At 62.6% G+C, this 21,763-nt stretch carries 21 protein-coding genes; 20 read left to right on the top strand and 1 reads right to left on the bottom strand.

All coding sequences use genetic code 11. From position 1 onward, the window contains the following. Positions 1–18 precede the first annotated feature (18 nt). From E9536_RS36850 to E9536_RS36840, 3 genes are all read left to right on the top strand, one after another. Complete coding sequence (locus E9536_RS36850) at positions 19–912, top strand: LysR family transcriptional regulator (RefSeq protein ID WP_136472562.1); 894 nt, start codon at positions 19–21, stop codon at positions 910–912. Between the two features lie 295 nt (positions 913–1,207). Next, positions 1,208–2,197, top strand: coding sequence for a lipoyl synthase (gene lipA, locus E9536_RS36845; RefSeq protein WP_136472560.1), 990 nt, complete (start codon positions 1,208–1,210; stop codon positions 2,195–2,197). Between the two features lie 233 nt (positions 2,198–2,430). Then, entirely contained in the window at positions 2,431–3,894 is a 1,464-nt protein-coding gene (locus E9536_RS36840) for an APC family permease (protein ID WP_168799613.1), read from the top strand. A gap of 72 nt (positions 3,895–3,966) precedes the next feature. Here E9536_RS36840 and E9536_RS36835 read toward each other — a convergent pair whose 3' ends face one another. Next, the gene (locus tag E9536_RS36835) at positions 3,967–4,860 is read right to left on the bottom strand and encodes a LysR family transcriptional regulator (protein WP_062885841.1); all 894 of its coding nucleotides are present in this window, start codon (positions 4,858–4,860) and stop codon (positions 3,967–3,969) included. A 548-nt stretch (positions 4,861–5,408) separates the two neighbouring features. Here E9536_RS36835 and E9536_RS36830 point away from each other — a divergent pair. From E9536_RS36830 to E9536_RS36750, 17 genes are all read left to right on the top strand, one after another. Continuing rightward, the gene (locus tag E9536_RS36830; RefSeq protein WP_136472556.1) at positions 5,409–6,386 is read left to right on the top strand and encodes a thiamine pyrophosphate-dependent dehydrogenase E1 component subunit alpha; all 978 of its coding nucleotides are present in this window, start codon (positions 5,409–5,411) and stop codon (positions 6,384–6,386) included. A gap of 12 nt (positions 6,387–6,398) precedes the next feature. Beyond that, complete coding sequence (locus E9536_RS36825) at positions 6,399–7,406, top strand: alpha-ketoacid dehydrogenase subunit beta (RefSeq protein WP_060067769.1); 1,008 nt, start codon at positions 6,399–6,401, stop codon at positions 7,404–7,406. 6 nt (positions 7,407–7,412) lie between these two features. Continuing rightward, positions 7,413–8,534, top strand: coding sequence for an acetoin dehydrogenase dihydrolipoyllysine-residue acetyltransferase subunit (locus tag E9536_RS36820; protein ID WP_060067767.1), 1,122 nt, complete (start codon positions 7,413–7,415; stop codon positions 8,532–8,534). A gap of 77 nt (positions 8,535–8,611) precedes the next feature. Further along, the gene (locus E9536_RS36815) at positions 8,612–9,367 is read left to right on the top strand and encodes an SDR family NAD(P)-dependent oxidoreductase (RefSeq protein WP_136472554.1); all 756 of its coding nucleotides are present in this window, start codon (positions 8,612–8,614) and stop codon (positions 9,365–9,367) included. Between the two features lie 27 nt (positions 9,368–9,394). After that, positions 9,395–9,808, top strand: a complete 414-nt coding sequence (locus tag E9536_RS36810; protein ID WP_136472552.1) for a heme-binding protein — start codon at positions 9,395–9,397, stop codon at positions 9,806–9,808. Further along, positions 9,786–10,628 (top strand): putative hydro-lyase, encoded by an 843-nt coding sequence (locus E9536_RS36805; RefSeq protein WP_247873552.1) that lies wholly within the window; start codon positions 9,786–9,788, stop codon positions 10,626–10,628. The genes E9536_RS36810 and E9536_RS36805 overlap by 23 nt, the downstream gene beginning before the upstream one ends. A 16-nt stretch (positions 10,629–10,644) precedes the next feature. After that, on the top strand, positions 10,645–10,962 hold the full coding sequence (locus E9536_RS36800) for a hypothetical protein (protein ID WP_077178930.1): 318 nt from the start codon (positions 10,645–10,647) through the stop codon (positions 10,960–10,962). Positions 10,963–11,035: 73 nt separating this feature from the next. Further along, a complete protein-coding gene (locus tag E9536_RS36795; protein ID WP_136472550.1) occupies positions 11,036–11,485 on the top strand; it encodes an OsmC family protein in 450 nt (149 codons plus the stop codon). 54 nt (positions 11,486–11,539) lie between these two features. Next, on the top strand, positions 11,540–11,836 hold the full coding sequence (locus tag E9536_RS36790) for a putative quinol monooxygenase (protein ID WP_136472548.1): 297 nt from the start codon (positions 11,540–11,542) through the stop codon (positions 11,834–11,836). Positions 11,837–11,901: 65 nt separating this feature from the next. Continuing rightward, positions 11,902–12,687 (top strand): 5-oxoprolinase subunit PxpA, encoded by a 786-nt coding sequence (locus E9536_RS36785; protein WP_125333563.1) that lies wholly within the window; start codon positions 11,902–11,904, stop codon positions 12,685–12,687. After that, positions 12,680–14,278 (top strand): urea amidolyase family protein, encoded by a 1,599-nt coding sequence (locus tag E9536_RS36780; protein WP_136472546.1) that lies wholly within the window; start codon positions 12,680–12,682, stop codon positions 14,276–14,278. Before E9536_RS36785 ends, E9536_RS36780 begins: the two co-directional genes overlap by 8 nt. Next, on the top strand, positions 14,275–15,987 hold the full coding sequence (locus E9536_RS36775; protein ID WP_077178925.1) for a biotin carboxylase N-terminal domain-containing protein: 1,713 nt from the start codon (positions 14,275–14,277) through the stop codon (positions 15,985–15,987). The genes E9536_RS36780 and E9536_RS36775 overlap by 4 nt, the downstream gene beginning before the upstream one ends. A gap of 165 nt (positions 15,988–16,152) precedes the next feature. Then, a complete protein-coding gene (locus E9536_RS36770) occupies positions 16,153–17,319 on the top strand; it encodes a Gfo/Idh/MocA family oxidoreductase (protein WP_168799612.1) in 1,167 nt (388 codons plus the stop codon). 227 nt (positions 17,320–17,546) lie between these two features. Continuing rightward, a complete protein-coding gene (locus E9536_RS36765) occupies positions 17,547–18,527 on the top strand; it encodes a Gfo/Idh/MocA family oxidoreductase (protein WP_136472542.1) in 981 nt (326 codons plus the stop codon). A 48-nt stretch (positions 18,528–18,575) separates the two neighbouring features. After that, positions 18,576–19,568: an inositol 2-dehydrogenase gene (gene iolG, locus E9536_RS36760; protein WP_077178922.1), complete on the top strand. Its 993-nt coding sequence runs from the start codon at positions 18,576–18,578 to the stop codon at positions 19,566–19,568. Positions 19,569–19,628: 60 nt separating this feature from the next. Further along, complete coding sequence (locus E9536_RS36755) at positions 19,629–20,594, top strand: Gfo/Idh/MocA family oxidoreductase (protein ID WP_136472540.1); 966 nt, start codon at positions 19,629–19,631, stop codon at positions 20,592–20,594. Next, a complete protein-coding gene (locus E9536_RS36750; RefSeq protein ID WP_348772211.1) occupies positions 20,515–21,687 on the top strand; it encodes a Gfo/Idh/MocA family oxidoreductase in 1,173 nt (390 codons plus the stop codon). The genes E9536_RS36755 and E9536_RS36750 overlap by 80 nt, the downstream gene beginning before the upstream one ends. The last annotated feature ends 76 nt before the right edge of the window (positions 21,688–21,763 follow it).

The raw sequence follows: 21,763 nt of genomic DNA, 5'->3' as shown, positions 1-21,763 counted from the left end.
TCGACGTAAACAGAGCAGATGATCAATCTGAAAAGCCTGGAAACCTTCTACTGGGTCGCAACGCTCAACAGCTTTCATAAGGCGGCGACCAAGCTGCACACGACGCAATCCGCGGTGTCGCACCGTATTTCCGGCCTGGAGGACGATCTGGGTGTGCTGCTGTTCGAGCGCGCGGCCCGTACCATCCGGTTGACACCCCGTGGCCGAACGCTGCTGGAGTATGCGGAGCGTTTCCTTGCGCTCGAGTCCGAACTGATCTCGGCGATCGCAAGCCCTCAGACGCTGTCCGGTGTAGTTCGTCTGGGTGTCGCCGAAACCATCGTGCATATGTGGCTCACCGAGTTCATCGAGCGCGTGCATCGCGAACATCCGGGTATCGTCATCGACATCGTGGTCGACATCACGCCGGCGCTTCGCGATGCGCTCAAGTCTGGCGAGATCGACATGGCGTTTCTGCTGGCCGGGCCCGTTGTGGATCCCGATTTCATCGAAGTGCCGCTGTGCAGATATCCGGTCGACTTCCTCGTGTCCCCTGATCTTGATGTCGGCGACAGCCCGTTGACGCCCGAAACCCTGGCCCGCTTCCCGATCATCACGCTGCCGAAGCGGACGCATCCGTACATCACGCTGAGGGACGCCATTGCGACGCGGGACAAGCCTTCCCCGCGCATTTTCGCGAACTGGTCCCTGTCGACGATCGTGAAGATGGCGGTCGACCGGATCGGCATTGCAGTGATGCCAGGCGCTGTCGCGCGGCACGAAATCGACGCAGGCGCACTCGTCGTCAAGGAATCGACGCTGACGCTGGACGATTTCGTATTCAGTGCGGCATACGCGCGCGGGCTCGACGTACGCATCCACGAAATCCTGACCGGATTGGCGCTCGATGCAGCCAGGCCGACGCTCGGGTAAACGCGTATCCCGAAGCGCGGCGGCGGTCGCGATTAATGGGTTCGCATCATGGTGACCCGCGCCCCCTGACGAAGTATGGAGATTTTTATCATCCTTTGGGTGGACGAGGAGCACGTGCGTCATTTCTAGAATGAAATCAATTGCCGGACGCGCAATGTCGTCGTCCGGCTTGACGCGATTCGCACGTTGCGCGCGCTTCGATGGGTTTCAGTGAAGAGCAGCACAGCGATCATTTCGGCTGACAAACAGGTTGTGCATCACTGGTTTTCGCAAGACAGCCGGACAGGAGGCGAAAATGACCGAAGTGAGTGAGAAGAGTGCGGCCTCGACGAGCGCATCGGTGTGCTACGACGCTTCCGAAAAGCAGAAGGCACAGGCTAAAACGGCGCGCATTCCAATCAAGATCGTTCCGGTCGAACCGCTTCCCAAACCACGTTGGATCCGTGCCAAAGTCGCGACGCCGAACACGCGTTTTTTCGAGATCAAGTCGATCCTGCGCGAGCACAACCTGCATACCGTGTGCGAGGAAGCGAGCTGCCCGAACATCGGCGAATGCTTCGGCAAGGGCACCGCGACGTTCATGATCATGGGCGACAAGTGCACGCGCCGCTGCCCGTTCTGCGACGTCGGCCACGGCCGTCCCGATCCGCTCGACGCGGATGAACCGAAGAACCTGGCCCGCACGATCGCCGCGCTGAAGCTCAAGTACGTGGTGATCACGAGCGTCGACCGCGACGACCTGCGCGACGGCGGCGCCGCTCATTTCGTCGAGTGCATCCGCGAAGTGCGCGAGCAGTCGCCGGAAACGCGCATCGAGATCCTGACGCCGGACTTCCGCGGCCGTCTCGACCGCGCGATCTCGATCCTGAACGCGGCACCGCCCGACGTGATGAACCACAACCTCGAAACGGTGCCGCGCCTGTACAAGGAAGCGCGCCCGGGTTCGGACTACGCGCACTCGCTGAAGCTGCTGAGGGGCTTCAAGGCGCTGCATCCGGACGTCGCGACGAAGTCGGGCCTGATGGTCGGCCTCGGCGAGACGGAAGAGGAAATCCTGCAGGTGATGCGCGACCTGCGCGCGCACGACGTCGATATGCTGACGATCGGCCAGTACCTGCAGCCGTCCGAGCACCACCTGCCGGTGCGTGCCTACGTGCATCCGGACACGTTCAGGATGTACGAGGAAGAGGCGTACAAGATGGGCTTCACGCACGCGGCCGTCGGCGCGATGGTGCGTTCGAGCTATCACGCCGATCTGCAGGCGCATGAGGCTGGCGTTGCGTGAGGAGGCGAAGCCGGCTCACGTGATAAAGAACGGTTATCGAAAAACATCGCGAACGGCAATTGGACCCGATCAATTTGGCGACGGACGATGGCTCGCGATACGAATCGAACTGAGTACCGTACTGGACCGTGACCGAAGACGGGTGCCCGGACACACGAATGATCGCGGCGCGATGCAGCGAAAATTCGACCATGCTGACGATCTGTTGGAGACGCAAGGAGATGGAGGTGGAGATGGAGATGAAACTGAATATGGACGACGTTCAAATAGAAACGTCTCCGCAGAAGAAGCTGTCGGGCAGCATGGGGGCCGTCGGTCTGGCGCTTACCGTGCTGGCGTTCTCGGCCCCGTTGACGACCGTATCGGGTTACATCCCGTTTGCGCTGATGTTCGGCGGAGTCGGCAGTCCCGTGATCTTCGTACTGACGACGCTCGTATTGCTGCTGTTTTCCGTCGGCTATGTGACGCTCAACAACATCGTGAAGCGTCCTGGCGACTTCTATGCGTTCATCAGCTATGGCATCGGAAAGTCTACGGGCCTCGGTTCCGGCATTCTTGCTGCGGTCTCGTACTTCCTGCTCCTCGCCGGTGTCACCTCGTTCTTCGGCGTCTCGTGCTCGGATCTCGTGCACGACATGACCGGCATGGCGATTCCGTGGTACTGGCCGACGCTCGCGTGCTGGCTGGTAGTCTCGATGCTGGGATATCTTCATGTCGAGTTGTCCGCGAAGGTGCTGACGTGGGTGATGATTCTCGAGATCGTGGTTTGTCTGGTATTTTCATTCGGTGTGCTGGCAAAAGGCGGTGTGCCGGGTGTTTCCGCATCCGCTCCGTTCATGCCGAGCCAACTGGCGAACAGTACCAACGTTCCGTTCTGCATGCTGTTCACCGTGTCGTTCTTCATGGGGTTCGAGGCGACCGCCTTATTTCGCGACGAGGTGAAGATGCCGGACCGGACGATTCCGCGTGCGACGTATGGTGCCGTCATCTTCATCGGCGTGATCTACACGCTGTGTGCGTATGCGATGATCATGGCTTATGGGCCGCAGGTTCAGTCGATCGCGGCCAAGACGCCGGCGGCGATGTTCCCTGACGCCTTCGCGAAATTCGTGAGCCCTGGCCTGCACCTGATCGTTTCGGTGCTGGTGATGACGTCGGCGTTCGCGGCGAGCCTGTCCACGCAGAACGTGCTTTCGCGCTATATGCACAACCTGGGCACGGACGGCGCGCTGCCCCGCTTCCTCGGAAAGGTGCACGCGAAGCACGAGTCTCCGTATCTTGCTTCGATGACCGTCTCGGTCATGGTGCTGTGCGTGCTGTTGCCGTTCATTCTGATGGGCGCCAAGCCCGATCTGCTTTACGGGCAGCTATCCGGCGTCGGAACGTCGGGCATCATCATTCTGATGACCATCGTCAACGTCTCGTCGCTGGTCTGGTACGTTCGTCGAGGCAGGCAACAGGGCGTGAGCTTCGCCAAGTCGTTTCTGGCACCGGCGATTTCGTCAGTATTCTTCATCGCACTGGTTTATCTCGTGGCCGCACACTTCGACGTGCTCGCGGGCGGGGACCCCGGGCAGTACGTGTGGATGTTCTACTGCCTGATCGGCGTGCAGGTCGCGGGCATGGCACTTGCCCAATACTTCAAGCACCGGCGACCCAAAGTCTTCGAATGCCTGGGGCGCAGCCAGAACGGTTGACGATGACGACAAGCCAGGACTCGCCGAGTCCTGGTTTTTTTGCGCTTGCGCCAAGCAAGCGCGGCGTGGCGCCTAGCGTCCTTCGTAATGCGCGGCGACGTTTTGCGCGAGTCCGGCAACGACCGCACTCAGCGGCATGTCGACGCGGCGAACGAAACTGGCGGTGAACGGCATCACCGGCATCTCGTGGCCGGTGTCGATCCGGCGCAGCCGGCCGCTCGCCAGATATTCGGCCACGACGTGGTGCGGAATCGCCGCGATGCCGATGCCGTCGAGCGTCATCCGGACGATCGACGACAGCGACGAGTTGCCGAAGATTCTCACGTGATGCAGATGCGACCGATCGAACATCTCCTTCAGCTGCATGTACGGACGTGTCGATCTGGAGAACGTGATGATCGGATGCCGCGCAAGATCGCTCAGCGTGAGGTGCGCCGTGTCGCATTCAAAATCTGACGAGACGATCCAGCTGATCGGATAGCTGCACAACGGCAGATTCTCCGCGTTGCTCGCGTTCACGGGGCCCATCAGGAGCGCGACGTCGATCGTGCCGTCGGTGAGCCCCGCGGTCAGATTCGGCGTAGCGTCGACATTGACCTCGAGCGTGATCTCCGGGTATTCGATGCTGAGCCGCTTGAGCAGCGCGGACAGCCATGTGTGCACGATCGTGTCCGACGCGCCGAGCTGAACCGTCCCGCTGAGGGCCGTCCGGCCAGCGACGGCCTCGACCATTTCGGCGCTCAGCGAAATCATTTGTTCCGCGTAAACGAGCAGCTGCCTGCCCTTGATGGTCAGGAAGCAACCCCGCTTGTCTCGCTCGAACAGGCGTCCCTTCAGTTGCTGTTCGAGTTGTGCGATGCGCGCGGATACAGCGGGCTGTGTCGTGTGCAACCTTTCCGCGGCACGGTGAAATCCCCCCAGCTGGGCGACGGCGTAAAAGGTCTCCAGGTTTCGAAGATCGATCATGTGACGAACTCCACCCGCATGGGGAAAAGCGATTCGATCGCGCGTATCCGAATGTCGATCGACGAGCGGACGAGGCGATGCATATCCCCGGTGCGGGGAAGGTTCGATCGATCATAGCGACGAAGGTTGGGGTGCTCAACACAGAACGCCTGATTCCGGGGAAAGCGGGCGCGCTGCGATTTCTTTCTCCACCTTTAGGTGGACGAACCTCATCAGACGCATCACTAGAATTTCAACAACGCTGAAACGAACAATGCGTTCGTGGCGGTTGAAGCGAGCAGTCGACGACTGATCGCGATCGCACGGTTCTGGTGTCGACGTGAATTCATGATCGAGATGCGAACTGGCACTCACGCACTGATAAGAATCGGTGATCGCGCGAAATCGCCAATCACAATTGGACCGGACGAAATTGAACGGTGACGATTGAAATGGCATGTCGGCACTGCTGTCGCGATATTCGTGGGGCGAGCCGGATTCGCAACACGGTTGAGTGTGTCGCGTCGAAGCGCACAGCCACGCACACCATTTAAATTAAGGAGATTGGAATGTCCGCCTTGAAGTTTCCCAGTGAGCGGCTCGTGGACGCTTATCGCGCCATGCGAACGATTCGCCGCTTCGAGGAGCGCGTGATGGACGAGATGGCGACCGGCGACATTCCGGGCAATACCCATCTTTGTGCCGGGCAGGAGGCGAGCGCCGTCGGCGTGTGCCTGCACCTGACGGACAAGGACTACATTTCGTCGACCCATCGCGGGCATGGTCACAGCATTGCCAAGGGATGCGATATCGGCGCAATGATGGCCGAGCTGTTCGGGCGTGCGACGGGAACGTGCGGCGGCAAAGGCGGCTCGCAGCACATCGCCGATCTGCGCAAGGGGATGCTGGGCGCGAACGGCATCGTGGCCGGCGGTGCGCCGATCACGTGCGGCGCCGCGCTCACGGCGAAGTTGCTCGGCACCGGTGGTGTGGCGGTTGCGTTCGCGGGTGACGGTGCGATGAACGAAGGCGTGATGTCGGAGAGCTTCAACCTCGCGAAGATCTGGATGCTTCCGATCGTCTTCGTGATCGAGGACAACGGCTTCGGCGAAGCGACAGCAAACTCGTTCGTTTCGGCCGGCAGCTTCACGCGGCGCGCGCAGAGCTACGACATTCCCGCTGCGGAGGTCGACGGTACCGACTTGTTCGCGGTCTACGAGGCCGCTGGCCAGGCGATCGACCGTGCCCGCAATGGCGGCGGCCCGAGCCTGCTGCAGATTCACGTGCCGCGCTACTACGGTCACTACAGCGGAGACCCCGACAACTATCGCACGCCGGAAGAAAAGAAGGCCATGCGCCAGGAGCGCGATTGCGTGGCCAATTTCCGCGAGCAGGTGCAGGAAGGGTCGCAAGTGTCCGGCGGCGAGCTGGACGCGGTCGATGCGCAGATCGAGACCGAGATCGACGCCGCCGTGAGTGCTGCGCGCGCAGCCCCGTTCCCGCCGCTTTCGGCATTGACCGCCGACGTTTACGTGAAGTATCTGTAAGGACCCACAGCAATGGCAAAGAAATCGTTCCGTCAAGCGCTGAATGACGCGCTGCACTCGGAGATGGCGCGTGATCCGCGCGTGATCATGATGGGTGAGGATTTGACCGGTGGCGCGGGCGCCAACGGCGTCAAGGATGCGTGGGGCGGTGCCTTCGGCGTGACGCGCGGGCTGCTCGACGCCTACGGCCCCGAGCGCATTCGCGATACGCCGATCAGCGAGGCTGCATTCGTCGGCGCGGCCGCCGGCGCGGCCCTCACGGGTTTGCGTCCGATCGCCGAACTGATGTTCGTCGACTTCGCCGGCGTGTGTCTCGACCAGATCATGAATCAGATCGCGAAGTTCCGGTACATGTTCGGCGGTCGCGCCAAGACGCCGCTCGTGATTCGCGCGACGTACGGGGCCGGTACGCGCTCGGCCGCGCAGCACACGCAGGCGTTCTATCCGATCTTCACGCACATTCCCGGCCTCAAGGTCGTGATCCCGTCGAATCCGTACGACGCGAAAGGCCTGCTGCTCCAGGCGATCCGCGACGACGATCCGGTGATCTTCCTCGAAAACAAGATGCTGTACGACACCGTGGGCGAAGTGCCCGACGGTGCATACACAATCCCGTTCGGCGAGGCGCGGGTGGTGCGGGACGGGAAAGACGTGCTGATCGTTGCGCTCGGCCGCATGGTCGGCGTCGCGGAGACGGCCGCTCGCCTCCTCGCCGCGGACGGCGTGTCGGCATGCATCATCGATCCGCGCACGACGTCGCCGCTCGACGAGGACACGTTGCTCGAATACGCCGAGGACATCGGACGGGTCGTGATCGTCGACGAGGCAAATCCGCGCTGTAGCGTCGCGGCGGACATCTCCGCGTTGCTGGCCGACAAGTGCTTCGACTCGCTGAAGGCGCCGATCCGGCTCGTGACGGCGCCGCACACGCCGGTGCCGTATGCACCGAACCTGGAAGACGCGTACGTGCCGTCGCCGGAAGCCGTCGTGAATGCCGTCAAGTCGATTCTGAAGGGGTAATCAATCATGTCGTTCATTGAAGCCGTCACCATCCCCAAGTGGGGGATGACGATGACCGAAGGCACCGTGCTCGAATGGCACGCGAAGGAGGGAGACAAGGTCGAACGCGGCCAGGAACTCCTCGAGGTCGAATCCACGAAGGTCAACAACGTGGTGGAGGCGACTGTGTCCGGGATCCTGCGGCGCATCGTCATCAACGAGGGCGAAATCGCGCCGGTCGGCGCGCTGATCGGCGTCATCGCCGATGAAGCGGCGACCGAGGAGGAAATCGACGCGCTCGTCGCAAGCTACGCGCATCGACTGAATGCGGACGACGGCGAGGCGGGCGGTGTGGTCGCACCGAAGGCGGTGGCCGTGTCCGGCGGCAGCGTGAACGTGCTGGAGCTCGGCGCCGAAAGCAACGAAACCGTGTTGTTCATTCACGGCTTCGGCGGCGACTTGTCAACCTGGCTGTTCAACCAGGGCACGCTCGCCGAGCACTTCCGGACGATCGCGGTGGACCTTCCCGGGCACGGCGCGTCGACGCCGATTACCGGTGGTGGTGTGATCAAAAAGATCACTGTGGCGGTCGAGGAAGCGGCGAGCGCGATCACGTCCGGGAAACTGCACCTGGTCGGTCACTCGTTCGGCGGCGCGATCGCCGCGGCCTTCGCGGCCGCCAACCCGTCGCGTGTCGCATCGGTGACGCTCATCGCGCCGATCGGCCTGGGCAAGGAGATCAACCGTTCGTTCGTGACCGAATTCGTCGCCGCGGAGCGCCGCCGTCCGCTTCAGGCCGCGCTGGAGAAGCTGTTTGCCGATCCGTCGAAGATCACGAGCGAAATGGTCGAGGGCACGCTTCAGTTCAAGCGGCTGGAAGGCGTCCAGGAGGCGCTGTCCGCTATCGCCGACACCATCGCCGACGAGAACGGCCAGGTTCAGACGATCGGTGCGACGCTGGCGGGACTCACCTGCCCCGTGATGCTGCTCTGGGGCGAGCGCGACGCCATCATTCCGGCCCCGCAGGCCGACGGCCTGCCGTCCACGGTGCAGCTGCGCGTGATTCCGGACGTCGGCCACATGCCGCAAATGGAGGCAGCGTCGGTCGTGAACGATGCGCTGCTGGAGAACATCCGTCGCGCCCGATAACTGCTCGTGCCGGGCGGCGGGACGCCGATTCGGCGGTGTGGAGCGGTTATCGGCGCGGTGATCTTGAGGAAACAGTCATGTCAGGACGTTTGACAGGCAAGCGGGTACTTCTGACCGGCGGCGTTGCCAATATCGGTCTCGCCATTCTGGAGTCGTTCGTTGCCGAAGGTGCGACCGTATCGGTCGTCGATATCGATGAGGCCAAGGGCCGCGCGCTCGAATCCCGGTTCGGCGACAAGGTGCGTTTTTTTCGAACCGACATCTCGAGCGAAGGCGAGATCAAGGCCGTCATCGAGAAGTCGTCGGAATGGATGCGCGGCATCGACACGTTGTGTCTGAATGCCGGCGTCCAGCTCTCCGGGCGGATCGAGCAGTTCAGCACCGCGAGCTGGGACAAGGTCTTCGGGATCAACGTGCGGGCTAACTTCATTTTCGCGCGTGAGTCGCTCCGTCACCTGAGAGCCGCGAAGCAGTCGTCGATCGTGATGATGTCGTCGCTCGCGGGCAAGCGCGGCGGCACCGGCCTCGCATGCTACTCGGCGTCCAAGGCGGCCATCATCGGTCTGACTACCACGCTTGCAATCGAGCTCGCGCCGGACGGCGTGCGTGTCAATGCCGTGTGTCCCGGCTGGATCGATACGCCGTTCAATCAACCGGTGATCGATTTCATGGGTGGCCGCGACAAGCAGGAGTCGGTGGTTCGGACGGCTATCCCCCTGGGCCGACAGGCGACGCCGGACGAGGTCGCGCCGCTGTTTGTCTACCTCGCATCAGACGAGTCGTCTTACGTCACCGCGCAGGCAATCAATGTCGATGGCGGCGCGTACAACTGACCGCCGGACAGAATCGGGAAGAAACCAATGAGCAAGCAGATCACATATGAAGCCGCCCGGCGGGCGATCGAAGCGGGCGTCGCGAAGGCGAACGAACTGGCGCAGCGCTCGTCGTTGTCGATCGTGGATGCTGGCGGCCACCTTGTTGCGTTCACACGCGTGAACGACGCGGCGTTCGGCACGATCGACATTGCGCACCACAAGGCGTATACCGCCGCAGCACTGCGGTTCCCTACCGATTACTGGATGAAACTCGTCCAGCCCGGAGCCGCGCTCTACGGGCTCGAGCGCGCCGCGTCCCGCCCGCTGGTTGTGTTCGGCGGCGGCCTGCCGGTGAATCACGGCGACGAGGTCATTGGCGGCGTCGGCGTGTCGGGTGGTCCGGAGGAAGCGGATGTGGCGATTGCGCGTGCGATGGTTGCTGCGCTCGGCGAGAACTGAACATCTTCCTGAAAGGGTACTTTCAATGGAATCGACTGCAGGTACGCGGACGATGTCGGCCGACCAGGTTCGGCTGCTGATTCGCGACGGCAAGCTGCGTGCGCCGACGACGGGATACGCCGACGGCTTCATGCAGGCAAATCTGGCAATTCTGCCGAAGACGTACGCAGATGATTTTCGCGAGTTTTGCCGAATCAACCCGAAGAGCTGTCCGCTGGTGGGAATCGGGCAGCCCGGCAACCCGGGGCTGGACGGACTGGGCGCGATTGATATTCGAACTGACGTGCCCCGCTACCGTGTGTACCGGAACGGGGTTCACACCGATACGGTCGACGATCTGGTCGATCTGTGGCGTGACGATCTCGTGACGTTCGCGCTCGGTTGCTCGTTCTCGTTCGAGAGCGCGATTCTGCAGGCTGGGATCGACATTCGCCACATCAGTGCGAACCGGAACGTGCCGATGTACGTGACGAACATCCAGACGACGGCCGCGGGGCCGTTTCGCGGCCCGATGGTCGTGTCGATGCGTGCGTTCAAGCCCGCCGATGCGATTCAGGCGATCGTGCTGTCGGAACGGTTTCCGCTCGCGCATGGCGCACCGGTTCATATCGGCGACCCGGCGACCATCGGGATTCGCGACGTCACCCGGCCGGAGTTCGGCGATCCGCCGGTGATCGAGGCCGGTGACATCCTCGGGTTCTGGGCCTGCGGGGTCACGCCGCAGATGGCACTTCAGGCGGCGAAGCCGGATTTTGCGATCACGCATGAACCGGGGTACATGCTCGTCACCGATTTGCCGGCAAACGCGGCGGCCGTGTGAGCGAGGAGTCGTTGCAATGTTCGATGCAGAAATCGCCGCGAAGCTGCTCAATCGCGGCACCTCGCAGGCGTCGGACGAATGTGACAGGCAATACCTTGACGTGTTGCGCGAGGGACAGCTCGATTTTTCTCACCAGATCGAGCGTCTGGCCGGAGAGAGCGCCGGTTCCGAGGTTCCTCGCGAAATCGAATGGCTGACATTTGGCGACGGCTCTCGCGCGTTGCGCATTCGTACCGACGATGCACAAACGGGCTGGAGCGAATGGGTTTCGATTGTGAAACCCGGCGGCGTCGAATCGATAAACAGCGCGAACAAATATATTGCGGCGCAATGATACGGCGAGGCTGTCGCAGCCTGCCCGCAATGGAAATTGACCGATTGGCGGGGAAGCCCGCCGGGAGACACCGATGTCCGAGCATGGCGTCCGACTGGAATGGACTATCGAGCAGCACCACGAGCGGGAAGAGACCTATAGCCGGGACCACCGGGCGATCATCAGCCCGACGGTGACGATCCCTGTGTCCGCGGCTCCCGACTATCTCGGGAACGAACGTCTGGCCGACCCGGAGCAGTTGCTCGTCAACGCGCTCGCGAGTTGCCACATGCTGTACTTCCTCGCGCTCTGCGAAGGAAGCGGGTATGCGGTCGCATCGTACTCCGACGATGCAGTCGGGAAAGTCGAGAAAAGCGCGGACGGGTTTCACTGGGTATCCGAGATCGTGCTCAGGCCCCGCGTGACCTTCGCGTCCGAAAAGCAGCCGAACCAGGCGCAACTCGAGCGGCTGCATCACCGTGCTCACAAAGGGTGCTTCATCGCCAATTCGATCAAGTCGAAAGTGGAAATCGATCTCGGCTGAGTTTGGACCGGGATCGGTTGCCAGCCGATCAACAAACGTAATGAGGAAAGTGAGATGAAGAAGGAAGGTCTGGTCGTGGTTGCAACCGTCGTTGCCCGATCCGGTTGCGAAGACGTGCTGCGCGAAGCGTTGAAGGAGCTGGTGCCGTACGCAAGGACGGAGCCGGGGTTCATTCAATACGATCTTCACGAGTCGGCCGACACGCCGGGGCAGTTCGTCTTCTACGAAATCTGGGAAGACGAAGCCGCCCTCGAGACCCACTCGAATACCGAGTTCGCGAAGGCGTTCGGCGCACGGGCGGGGCAATGGATCGAATCCGTCTCGCTCAGCAAGTTCCGGAAAATCGCGTGAACCGAGCACGAACGCCCGAGCGGCATCGCGTGTTCGTGCACTGAAGAAATCCTGTGGGCAGCGTCATGGTAAGCATTGATTTGAACTGCGATCTCGGTGAGAGCTTCGGCGCCTGGCGGATGGGCGACGATGCGGCGATGCTCGACATCGTGACGAGCGCGAATGTTGCCTGCGGTTTTCATGCCGGCGATCCGGCGGGGATCTATACCGTGCTGCATGAAGCGGCACGGCGCGGTGTCGCCGTCGGCGCGCACGTCGGTTATCGCGATCTGGTGGGCTTCGGGCGTCGCAACATGCAGCCATCCCATGCAGAACTGATGGGCGACGTGATCTACCAGATTGGTGCGCTGCAGGGGCTTGCAAAGGCCGCGGGCACGTCGATTCGCTACGTGAAGCCTCATGGCGCGCTGTACAACACGATCGCGCACGATACCTACCAGGCGGCGGCCGTCATCGACGCGATTCTGGCGATCGATCCGACGCTCGTGCTAATGGTGCTCGCCGGCGCACCTGTCGTGGATCAGGCGCGTGAAGCCGGCCTTGCCGTCGTCGGCGAGGCATTTGCCGACCGCGCGTACAACGTGGATGGAAGCCTCGTGAATCGCCGCGCGGACGGGGCTGTCATTCACGATCCGGACGTCGTTGCGCGTCGCATGCTGCGGTTCGTGCAGGAGGGTGTCGTGCCCGCGATCGACGGCACGGACATCACGATCGACGCACAGTCAATCTGCATCCACGGAGACAACCCGTCGGCCGTTGCAACTGCTCGCGTGCTGCAAACGCAACTCGCCGCGCGCGGCGTTACGCTTCGTCCGTTTGCCGGGGTGTGCAGAGGAGAGAACCGTGGCTGAGCAGATGCGCATCCTTTCGGCCGGCTCTGCCGGCATGCTGGTCGAGCTCGATAGTCTCGAAACGACGCTGGCGCTTCTCGACCGGCTGCTCGCGAGCGAAGTGGACGGCGTCGACGAAGTCGTTCCGGGCGCGCGCACCGTGCTGGTTCGCTTCGACCCGGCTGTCATCGATCGCGCGGCGCTGATCGAGCGGCTCGGGCAGCTGGACGTGTCCGTTCGTCGGGAGCGCGACGGGAGTATGTTCGATATCCCGGTTTCCTACGACGGAGAGGATCTGGGCGAAGTTGCCGAACTGCTGGGATGGTCCGTGGCCGAGCTGGTCCAGCGACATCTGGATGCGGTCCACTCGGTCGCGTTTACCGGATTTGCACCGGGGTTCGCGTATATGACCACCGACGATCCGGGATTCGACGTTCCCCGACGCAAGACGCCTCGCGTACGCATCCCGGCAGGCTCGGTCGCGATCGCGGGGAAATTCAGCGGGATCTATCCGTCGGATAGCCCCGGAGGATGGCAGCTTCTCGGCACGACGCAGGTGCCCATGTGGGACGTGACGCGTCCGCGTGCGGCTTTGCTCGCACCCGGCGCTCGGGTTCGTTTCCGCGATGCGGGCAAAGGTTCGGCCGTTCCGGTATCGGGGTGGCCGACGCCAGTGCCGGTGCGCCAGGTTTCGGGCACCGGCATTCTGGTGACGCGTGCGGACCGCCCTGTGCTGTATCAGGACCTCGGGCGGCCCCGACAGGCTGACCAGGGTGTCTCCGTGTGCGGCGCCGTCGACAGCGCCGCGCTGCGACTCGCGAATGCCTGTGTTGGCAATCCGGGCAGTCGCGCCGCGCTCGAAGTGATGTTCGGCGGCCTTTCGCTGGTGCCCGATCGCCCGGTGACCCTCGCAGTGACGGGGGCGCCGTGCCCGATTTCGATTCGCGACGCGAATGGCCGCGTGACGGTGATCCCTCACTCGCGTCCTTTTGCCGTCGATGCGGGCGAGGAAGTCACGCTCGATATGCCCGGCCGCGGCATGCGGAGCTACGTCGCATTGCGCGGCGGGTTCGTCGTCGAGTGCACGCTGGGGTCTGCGTCGACCGATACGCTTTCGAGGATCGGCCCGGCGCCGATCGTTCGCGGCAATGTCTTGGTCCCGGCCGACGAAGCCGCTACGTTCGTCGAGCCAGAGCTGCCGGCCGCGCGGCCGCTTCCGCGCGAAGGCGACGTAGTCGATGTCGACGTCGTCCCGGGGCCGCGCACCGACTGGTTCACCGACGAAGGCATTGCACGGTTCCTGTCGCAGGAATGGCGCGTCACACCCGAGTCGAGCCGCGTTGGCATGCGACTGTCGGGCGACCTGGTGCTGGCGCGGCGCGACGACGCGGAGCTACCGTCGGAAGGCACGTTGTTCGGATCGATTCAGGTGCCGCACAGCGGCCAGCCGGTGGTGTTCCTGACCGATCACCCCGTCACCGGCGGGTACCCGGTGATTGCCGTCGTCGCGGCCCATCATCTCGGCATGCTCGGGCAGATTCCGATCGGCGCCCGCATCCGCTTCAACCCGATATCCGCATTCGATCCGCAAGTGAAGGAACTCGTTCGATGAAGAAGCTGCTCATCGCCAATCGCGGCGAAATCGCCATTCGCGTCATTCGCGCTGCGCGCGACTACAACGTGACATCGGTCGCAATCTACTCGGACGCGGACGCCGGTTCGCTGCATGCCGAACTGGCCGACGAAGCGTACGGGCTGGGTGCGGGCCGCCCGGCGGAGACCTATCTCGACATCTTGAAGATTCTGGCGATCGCCCGTCGCGCCGGTGCCGATGCGGTCCACCCGGGCTACGGCTTCCTGTCCGAACGTGCGGAGTTCGCCCAGGCGGTCATCGATGCCGGACTGATCTGGGTCGGCCCGTCGCCGGAGGTCATCACCGCGCTCGGCGACAAGGTGCAGGCCCGGCGTATCGCATCGAAGGTCGGTGCGCCGCTGGTCAGGGGATCCGACGGGCCGTTGCACAGTGCGTCGGACGCGGTGGCCTTCGCGCGGGAAGTGGGCTTGCCGCTGGCGATCAAGGCCGCTTTCGGGGGCGGCGGGCGCGGCATGAAGATCGTCCGACGCATCGAAGACGTCGCGGAGATGTTCGATTCGGCCGTCCGTGAGGCGACGGAGGCGTTCGGCCGGGGCGACTGCTACGCCGAGCAGTTTCTCGATCGTCCGCGCCATATCGAGGCGCAGATCATGGCCGACCATCACGGCAACACCGTCGTGCTCGGCACGCGCGACTGTTCGCTGCAGCGCCGAAACCAGAAGCTCGTGGAAGAGGCTCCCGCACCTTTCATCACCGACGAGCAGCGCGCGCGCATTCACGACGCGGCGCGCAGGATATGTGCCGAGGCCGGCTATACGGGGGCGGGCACGGTCGAGTTTCTGCTTTCTCAAGACGGGGTCATCTCGTTTCTCGAGGTGAACACGCGGTTGCAGGTCGAGCATCCGGTGACGGAGGAAACCACGGGTGTCGACATCGTGATCGAACAACTGCGCATCGCGGATGGCCTTCCTGTGTCGATTGCGGCGACGCCGGAGCCCCGCGGTCATGCGATCGAATTCCGTATCAACGCGGAGGATCCGGGCCGAGGCTTCCTGCCGACACCGGGCGCGATCACCCGCTTTCGTCCGCCCGCCGGGCCAGGGGTGCGGCTCGACTCCGGAGTCGAATCCGGTTCGCAGATTCCTGGGCTGTACGACTCGCTGATGGCCAAGCTGATCATTACCGGCGATACGCGCCAACAAGCACTCGCGCGCGCCCGTCGCGCGCTCGCCGAATTCGATATCGAAGGCGTGGCGTCGGTGTTGCCTTTCCATCGGGCGGTGCTCGAGGACAAGCGCTTCACTGGCGACGATGGCTTCAAGGTTCATACCAACTGGATCGAAACGGAGTTCGGTGGGGTCGAGCCTTCCGGACGCGTCGCGCCGGCTGACGGAGGCCTGCTGCAGAGCTTCATCGAAATCGACGGAAAGCGTCACACGATCGGTTTGCCCGCGTCGCTGTTTGCGAATGTCGGTGCCCAGCGCGCATTCGATGACACGGTGAAGGCGGAAACGGGGGCCGACATCGTGACAGCACCGGTTCCAGGCACGCTGCAGAAATGGCTGGTGGAAGAAGGGGCGACCGTAGCGGAGGGCGATGCCGTTGCCATCATGGAAGCGATGAAGATGGAGATGCGTGTCGTCGCGCCGAAAGGCGGGCGAATCCGGATCCAGGGGGCAGCCGGACGTCCGGTAGCGGCGGGCGAAAAGATCGCGGTTATCGAGTAAGGAGCGAACGAGACATTGAATCGAGCGTGAATTTTCGAGATGTAGAGGATGAATGTCACGTCATTCGGAATCCTGAGTGACTGGAGAGAAACCCAATTGATGCCGGAAGCGTCAAGGAATCGGCTGAGTGCGTCACGAGTACGACAGCCATATTGGAGGAAAACCGTGAAAAAACTGAATGTCGCTCTGGTGGGCACTGGCTTCATGGGCAAGGCCCACTCCATCGCTACTGCCGTGGTGCCGATCCTGTTCGGCTCGCCGGTGGAAATCGAACGCAAGGTCGTGGTCGACATAGAAGACGAACTGGCACGCAATGCAGCTGCGCAATACGGGTTCGCCGAGCATGCGACGGACTGGCGCGAAGTTGTGTCTCGCCCGGATATCGACATCGTCGACATCTGCACGCCGAACGACACACACGCGGCGATCGCGATCGCCGCCGCGAAGGCGGGCAAGCACGTGATGTGCGAGAAGCCGATGGCCATGACGGTAGCTGACGCGGAAGCCATGCATGCGGCCGCGAAGGAAACGGGTGTGGTCACAATGATTTCGTACAACTATCGCCACACGCCGGCGCTGCAGATGGCCAAGCGGTTGATCGACGAAGGACGTATCGGCGAGATCCTGACGTTCCGCGGTTACTACCTGCAGGACTGGGGCGCGGATCCGAGCACGCCACTGTCGTGGCGCTTCAACAAGGAGAAGGCAGGCTCGGGCACGCTCGGCGATATCGGCACGCACGTCATCGATGCGGCGCGCCTGCTCGTCGGCGAGTTCGAATCGGTGAACTCGATCGTCAAGACCTTCATCGCCGAGCGGCCGCTGCCGGCTGGCCGTTTCTTCGGCCCGGCAGGTCAGGCATCGTCGGAAAAGGGCAAGGTCGACGTCGACGACATGGCCATGACGATGATCAAGTTCAGCAACGGCGTGTGCGGAACGATCGAAGTGACGCGCAATGCGTGGGGCCACCACAACCAGCTCGGCTTCGAAATCCACGGTACCCGTGGCTCGATTGCGTTCGACTATCAGCGCCTGAACGAACTGCGTGTGGCGTTCGCGGACGATCCGTCGGACGCGTTCGGCTTCCGCACGATCTACTCGGGCCCGCATCAACCGTTCGGCGACAAGCTGTGGCCGGTTGCCGGGATGGGGCAGGGCTACATCGATATCAAGTCGATCGAGTGGTACAACTTCCTGCAGGCCATCGCCGGGAACCAGCCTGCCGCGCCGAACTTCGAGGACGGCGTCCAGATCGAGCGCATCGCGGACGCGATCCTCGCGTCGGGGCAAAGCGGCGTGTGGGAACACGTCCAGCAGCCGGCTCGCGGATAACACGGCTGCTGCCTGAAGCCGTGCAGAGACGGTGAGCTTCTTTGCTGAGTGGCAAATCGGTGGTGCGGCTCGTCGGTAGCGGATTCGACGAGTGCCTCCTCGTTTGCCGCCAACGTTCAAGCATCACCGTCATCACCGTCGCCGGCGGCAGGCGGCGATGGATCCGGATGCGGCCGCCCGGCCGGTCGTATTCGAACGATAGCGTGTCAATAGATCGGAGGCAGAAGATGACCTTGGCAATCGGGGTGATCGGTGTCGGAGTAATGGGATCGGAGCACGTGCGCATTCTGCGTGAGGAGACGTCGGGTGCGGAGCTGGTCGCGGTCTGCGATGCGGACGAAGGGCGCGCGCGTACCGTAGCCGGAGGCGCGACAGTCTATACGGACCCGCGAGCGCTGATTCGCGCCGAGCATGTCGACGCCGTGCTCGTTGCCGCACCGGACCCGCTGCACGGTGACCTGGTACTGCAGTGTATCGAGGCCGACAAGCCGGTGCTGTGCGAGAAGCCGCTGGCCGGTACGGCAGCCGGAGCGCTCGCGGTCGTCGACGCGGAACTCGCGAAGGGCCGCAGGCTGGTGCAGGTCGGCTACATGCGTCGTTTCGACCGACCGTACATCGAGATGAAGCGCGCGATCGGAGACGGCGAGATCGGTGCGCCGGTTGTCGTGCACAACGTCCACCGCAATCCGGTCGCGCCGGACTGGTTCAACGGTCCGATGTCCATCACCAATGCGTTCGTTCACGAAATCGATGCAAGCCGCTGGCTGCTCGAGTCCGAACCTGTTGCCGCATGGGTCTACAGCGCCGGAAGCGGTGACCCGCTGGTCGTCGTGATGGAGATGGCCGGCGACGTGATTGTGTCGTCGGAGGTGTTCATGAATTGCCGGTATGGCTATCACGTACACGTACAGGTTGTCGGGCGAACCGGGACGGTCGAGACCGCGTCAACCGGAATCGTTGGCAGGAATGCCGGCGGCTACGGCATGACGGCCTACGCAGGTAACTGGATCGATCGATTCAGGCCTGCCTATGTGAAGCAGCTCAACGAGTGGGTCCGATCAATCAGCGCAGGCACGTCAAGCGGCGGTGCAAATGCTTGGGACGGCTATGTCACGACGTCCGTCGCAGAGCAGATCGTCGCTGCGATGGGGCGCGGAACGTCAGTGACGTTTTCGGCCGAACGCTACCGTCCGACGATGTACGCGTAGTCATGCCGATCCACGGAAATGCAGGGGTGTGTGCGACTCGGGAAAAAAATGATCAGGATCGGCATTCTCGGATGTGGGCGCATTGGTCAGGTTCATGCACTCGGTATCAAGCAGATTCCGTCGGCGACGCTTGTCGCGGTTGCAGACGTCGACGAGCGTGCTGTCGGTGTTTGCGCCGACCGGTTCGGGGTTGAAGCACGCAACGCGTCGGAAATTCTCGAAGGGAAGGATATCGATGCGGTTGTGATCGCGACACCGTCATCGACCCATTTCGATCTGATTCACGCGGCAGTGGCTGCACGAAAGGCCATTTTTTGCGAGAAGCCCATCGACCTGTCGTCGGCCCGGGTAAGGGCATGCATGGAGGCCGTCGAGAATGTCGGTGTGCCGTTCATGACGGCGTTCAACCAGCGGTTCGATCCGCACTTCGGCGAGTTGGCGCGCCGTGTACACGAGGGCGAGATCGGCGATGTCGAGACGGTCACGATCACATCTCGCGATCCTGCACCGCCGCCGCTGTCATATCTGAAGACATCCGGCGGCCTCTTTCGCGACATGATGATTCACGATTTCGACCTCGTGCGATTCCTGTTGCGCGACGACCCGGTGCGGGTGTTCGCCACCGGATCGGTGCTGGTCGAGCCGTCTATTGCCGAGATCGGCGACCTGGATACGGCCGCAGTGATCCTGACGACGAAGTCGGGGCGCATCTGCCAGATCTCGAATTCGCGCCGCTCGACCTACGGCTATGATCAGCGAATCGAGGTCCACGGATCGTGCGGCATGCTGCGCGTCAAGAACATTCACGAGTCTCAGGTGGAGCGTGCCACGGAAGTCGGGTTCGTCATGCCGGTCGTGCAACCATTCTTTCTCGAGCGCTTCGGCGCCGCCTATCTCGCCGAAATGCGTTACTTCGTCGACACCGTGTCGGCAGGAAAAATGCCGCGACCGGATGCAGGCGATGGCTTGAAGGCCCAGTTGATCGCCGATGCGGCCACGCTTTCGTGGCAGCGCGGGCAGCCGGTAGACATCGCCGGTTGACCGACGCGACCGGCATGGGCAAACCGGCCGGTCGCCATTTCACACATATCGGGTGCTCCCATGAAGATCGGCATCGTCGGCCTCGGCAACGTGGCAGAGCTGCACGTGACGGCTCTCGCCGAAATCGATCCGCAGTTGTTTTGCGGCGGCTGGAGTCGCACTTACAGGAATGCGCGGGAATTCGTCGACAGGTTTGGTGGGCGCGCATACGAAACCGTTGACGAGTTGCTGGGCGACACAGCGGTCGATGCGGTTGTCGTGTGCACGAATACCGCGTCGCACTTCGACATGGCCAGGCGTGCGCTACTTGCAGGCAAACACGTATTGCTCGAGAAGCCGCTGTGCGAGCACGCGACGCAGATTCGCGAGCTTGCGGAGATTGCACGTTCGCAATCGAGGATCTGCATGCCATCCCACAATTATGTCTATGCAGAGAGCATGCGGCGACTGCGTGCGCATGTTGCTTCCGGGAAACTGGGAAGGATCGTCAGTTTCTGGGCGATCTACAACAAGCGACATGACGCTTCGATCGGCGCGCCGGATCTGACGATGCGCGAGCTGATGGTGCATCACGCGTACTGCATGCTGTATTTCGTCGGTCGCCCGTCGTCGGTGTTCGCGACCGGTTCCAATGTGCACTTCGACGATCCGAATGCCGACGATCAACTGATGATCACCGCGGCGTATCCGAACGGAACGATTGCGAATCTGTGGGGAAGTTTTTCGGCCGATGATCGCAGCCGGGATCCCTGGTCCGTCTATTTCAAGATCATCGGCTCCGACGGAAGCGGCGTGATCCCGTGGGACGTCACGAAATTTGGCGACGCGAGACTTCCGTTCTGGGATGACGCGACCTACTGGGACAGCTTTCTTCAGGTCGAAAGCTTCTTCGTGAACGAGTGCGTCGCGAAAGGCACGACCCCGTTGTCGACGCTCGACGACGCATATGACGCAGCCGTCGTGCTGGATGCGGCGCGTCGGTCTCTGCGCGAGCGGAGCGTCGTGCCGGTCGTCTACGGTTCCTGAGCAACGCATAGAGGCAAACATGATCAGATACGCTGTTGTAGGTGCTGGATGGATATCGCAAGAGGCGTTCATGCCGGCTGTCGCCCAGACAGGAAATTCGGCGATCGGCGCGTTGGTTTCCGGAAATACTGACGGCGCGCGGAAGCTCGCGAAATTCCACGGTGTCGACACGATCGTCGGGTACGACGACTACGACCGGATGTTGCGCGGCGATGTCGTCGACGCGGTCTATATCGCCGTACCCAACCCGCTCCACGCCGACTATGCGATTCGCGCGGCACGAGCCGGAAAGCACATATTGGTCGAGAAGCCGATGGCGACCAGCGTCGCGGATGCCGAGGCGATGATTGGGGCGGCAGCCGAGGCCGGCGTGTTGTTGAGTACGTGTTACCGCCTGCATCACGAGGCAGGAACGATCGCGGCACTGGAAGCGATCCGGGAAGGCCGCATCGGCGATCCGAAATACTTCAGCGGGGTGTTCGGATTTCAGTCCGCGACGCGCAACCACCGGCTGGACAGCAAGAACTGGGGCGGTCCGCTTCAAGACATCGGGATTTACTGCGTCAACGCGGCGCGGCACGTCTTCTCCGACGAGCCCGTCGATGCGTCGGCGATCACGACGCGTCGCCCCGGAGATCCGCGCTTCTCGGACATCGACGACGCCATTGCTGTCACATTGCGCTTCCCTCGCGACCGAATCGCGCAGTTCTATTGCAGTTTTGGCACGGCGTCGATCGATATGTACAGGGTGCTGGGAACCGAAGGGGACCTGACCATGGAGCCTGGTTTCAGGTTCGAGACGCCGACGCGCATGGTACTGAACACGAAGGATGCTTCGGAGACGATGCACTTCCGGCACTGCGATCACTTCGGCGGGTTGATTCAGCAGTTCTCCGAATGCATTCAGAAACGCAGCAAGCCTGCGTCGAGTGTCGAAGAGGGCCTGGCTGACCTGAGGGCCTTGTTGGCGATCGAGGCGTCCGCTCGCACGGGAACGGTGGTATCCGTCGAACCGACGCGCTTTAGTCGCCGGAACCTGACGCTCGATGATGTGCGCGCCGTACCGAGAACGGAGAAGCGGCTGCTGCTGTAGGCGTTCAAGTCGGGAGAACTTGCGCGACATACTGCCCGAGGCTCGCTCGGCGAGCCGCGAATTCCTGTCGCGGATC

It is taken from the genome of Burkholderia sp. LS-044 (assembly GCF_004803625.1).
GTDB classification, from domain to species: domain Bacteria; phylum Pseudomonadota; class Gammaproteobacteria; order Burkholderiales; family Burkholderiaceae; genus Burkholderia; species Burkholderia cepacia.
This window is presented reverse-complemented; position numbering and strand designations above follow the sequence as displayed.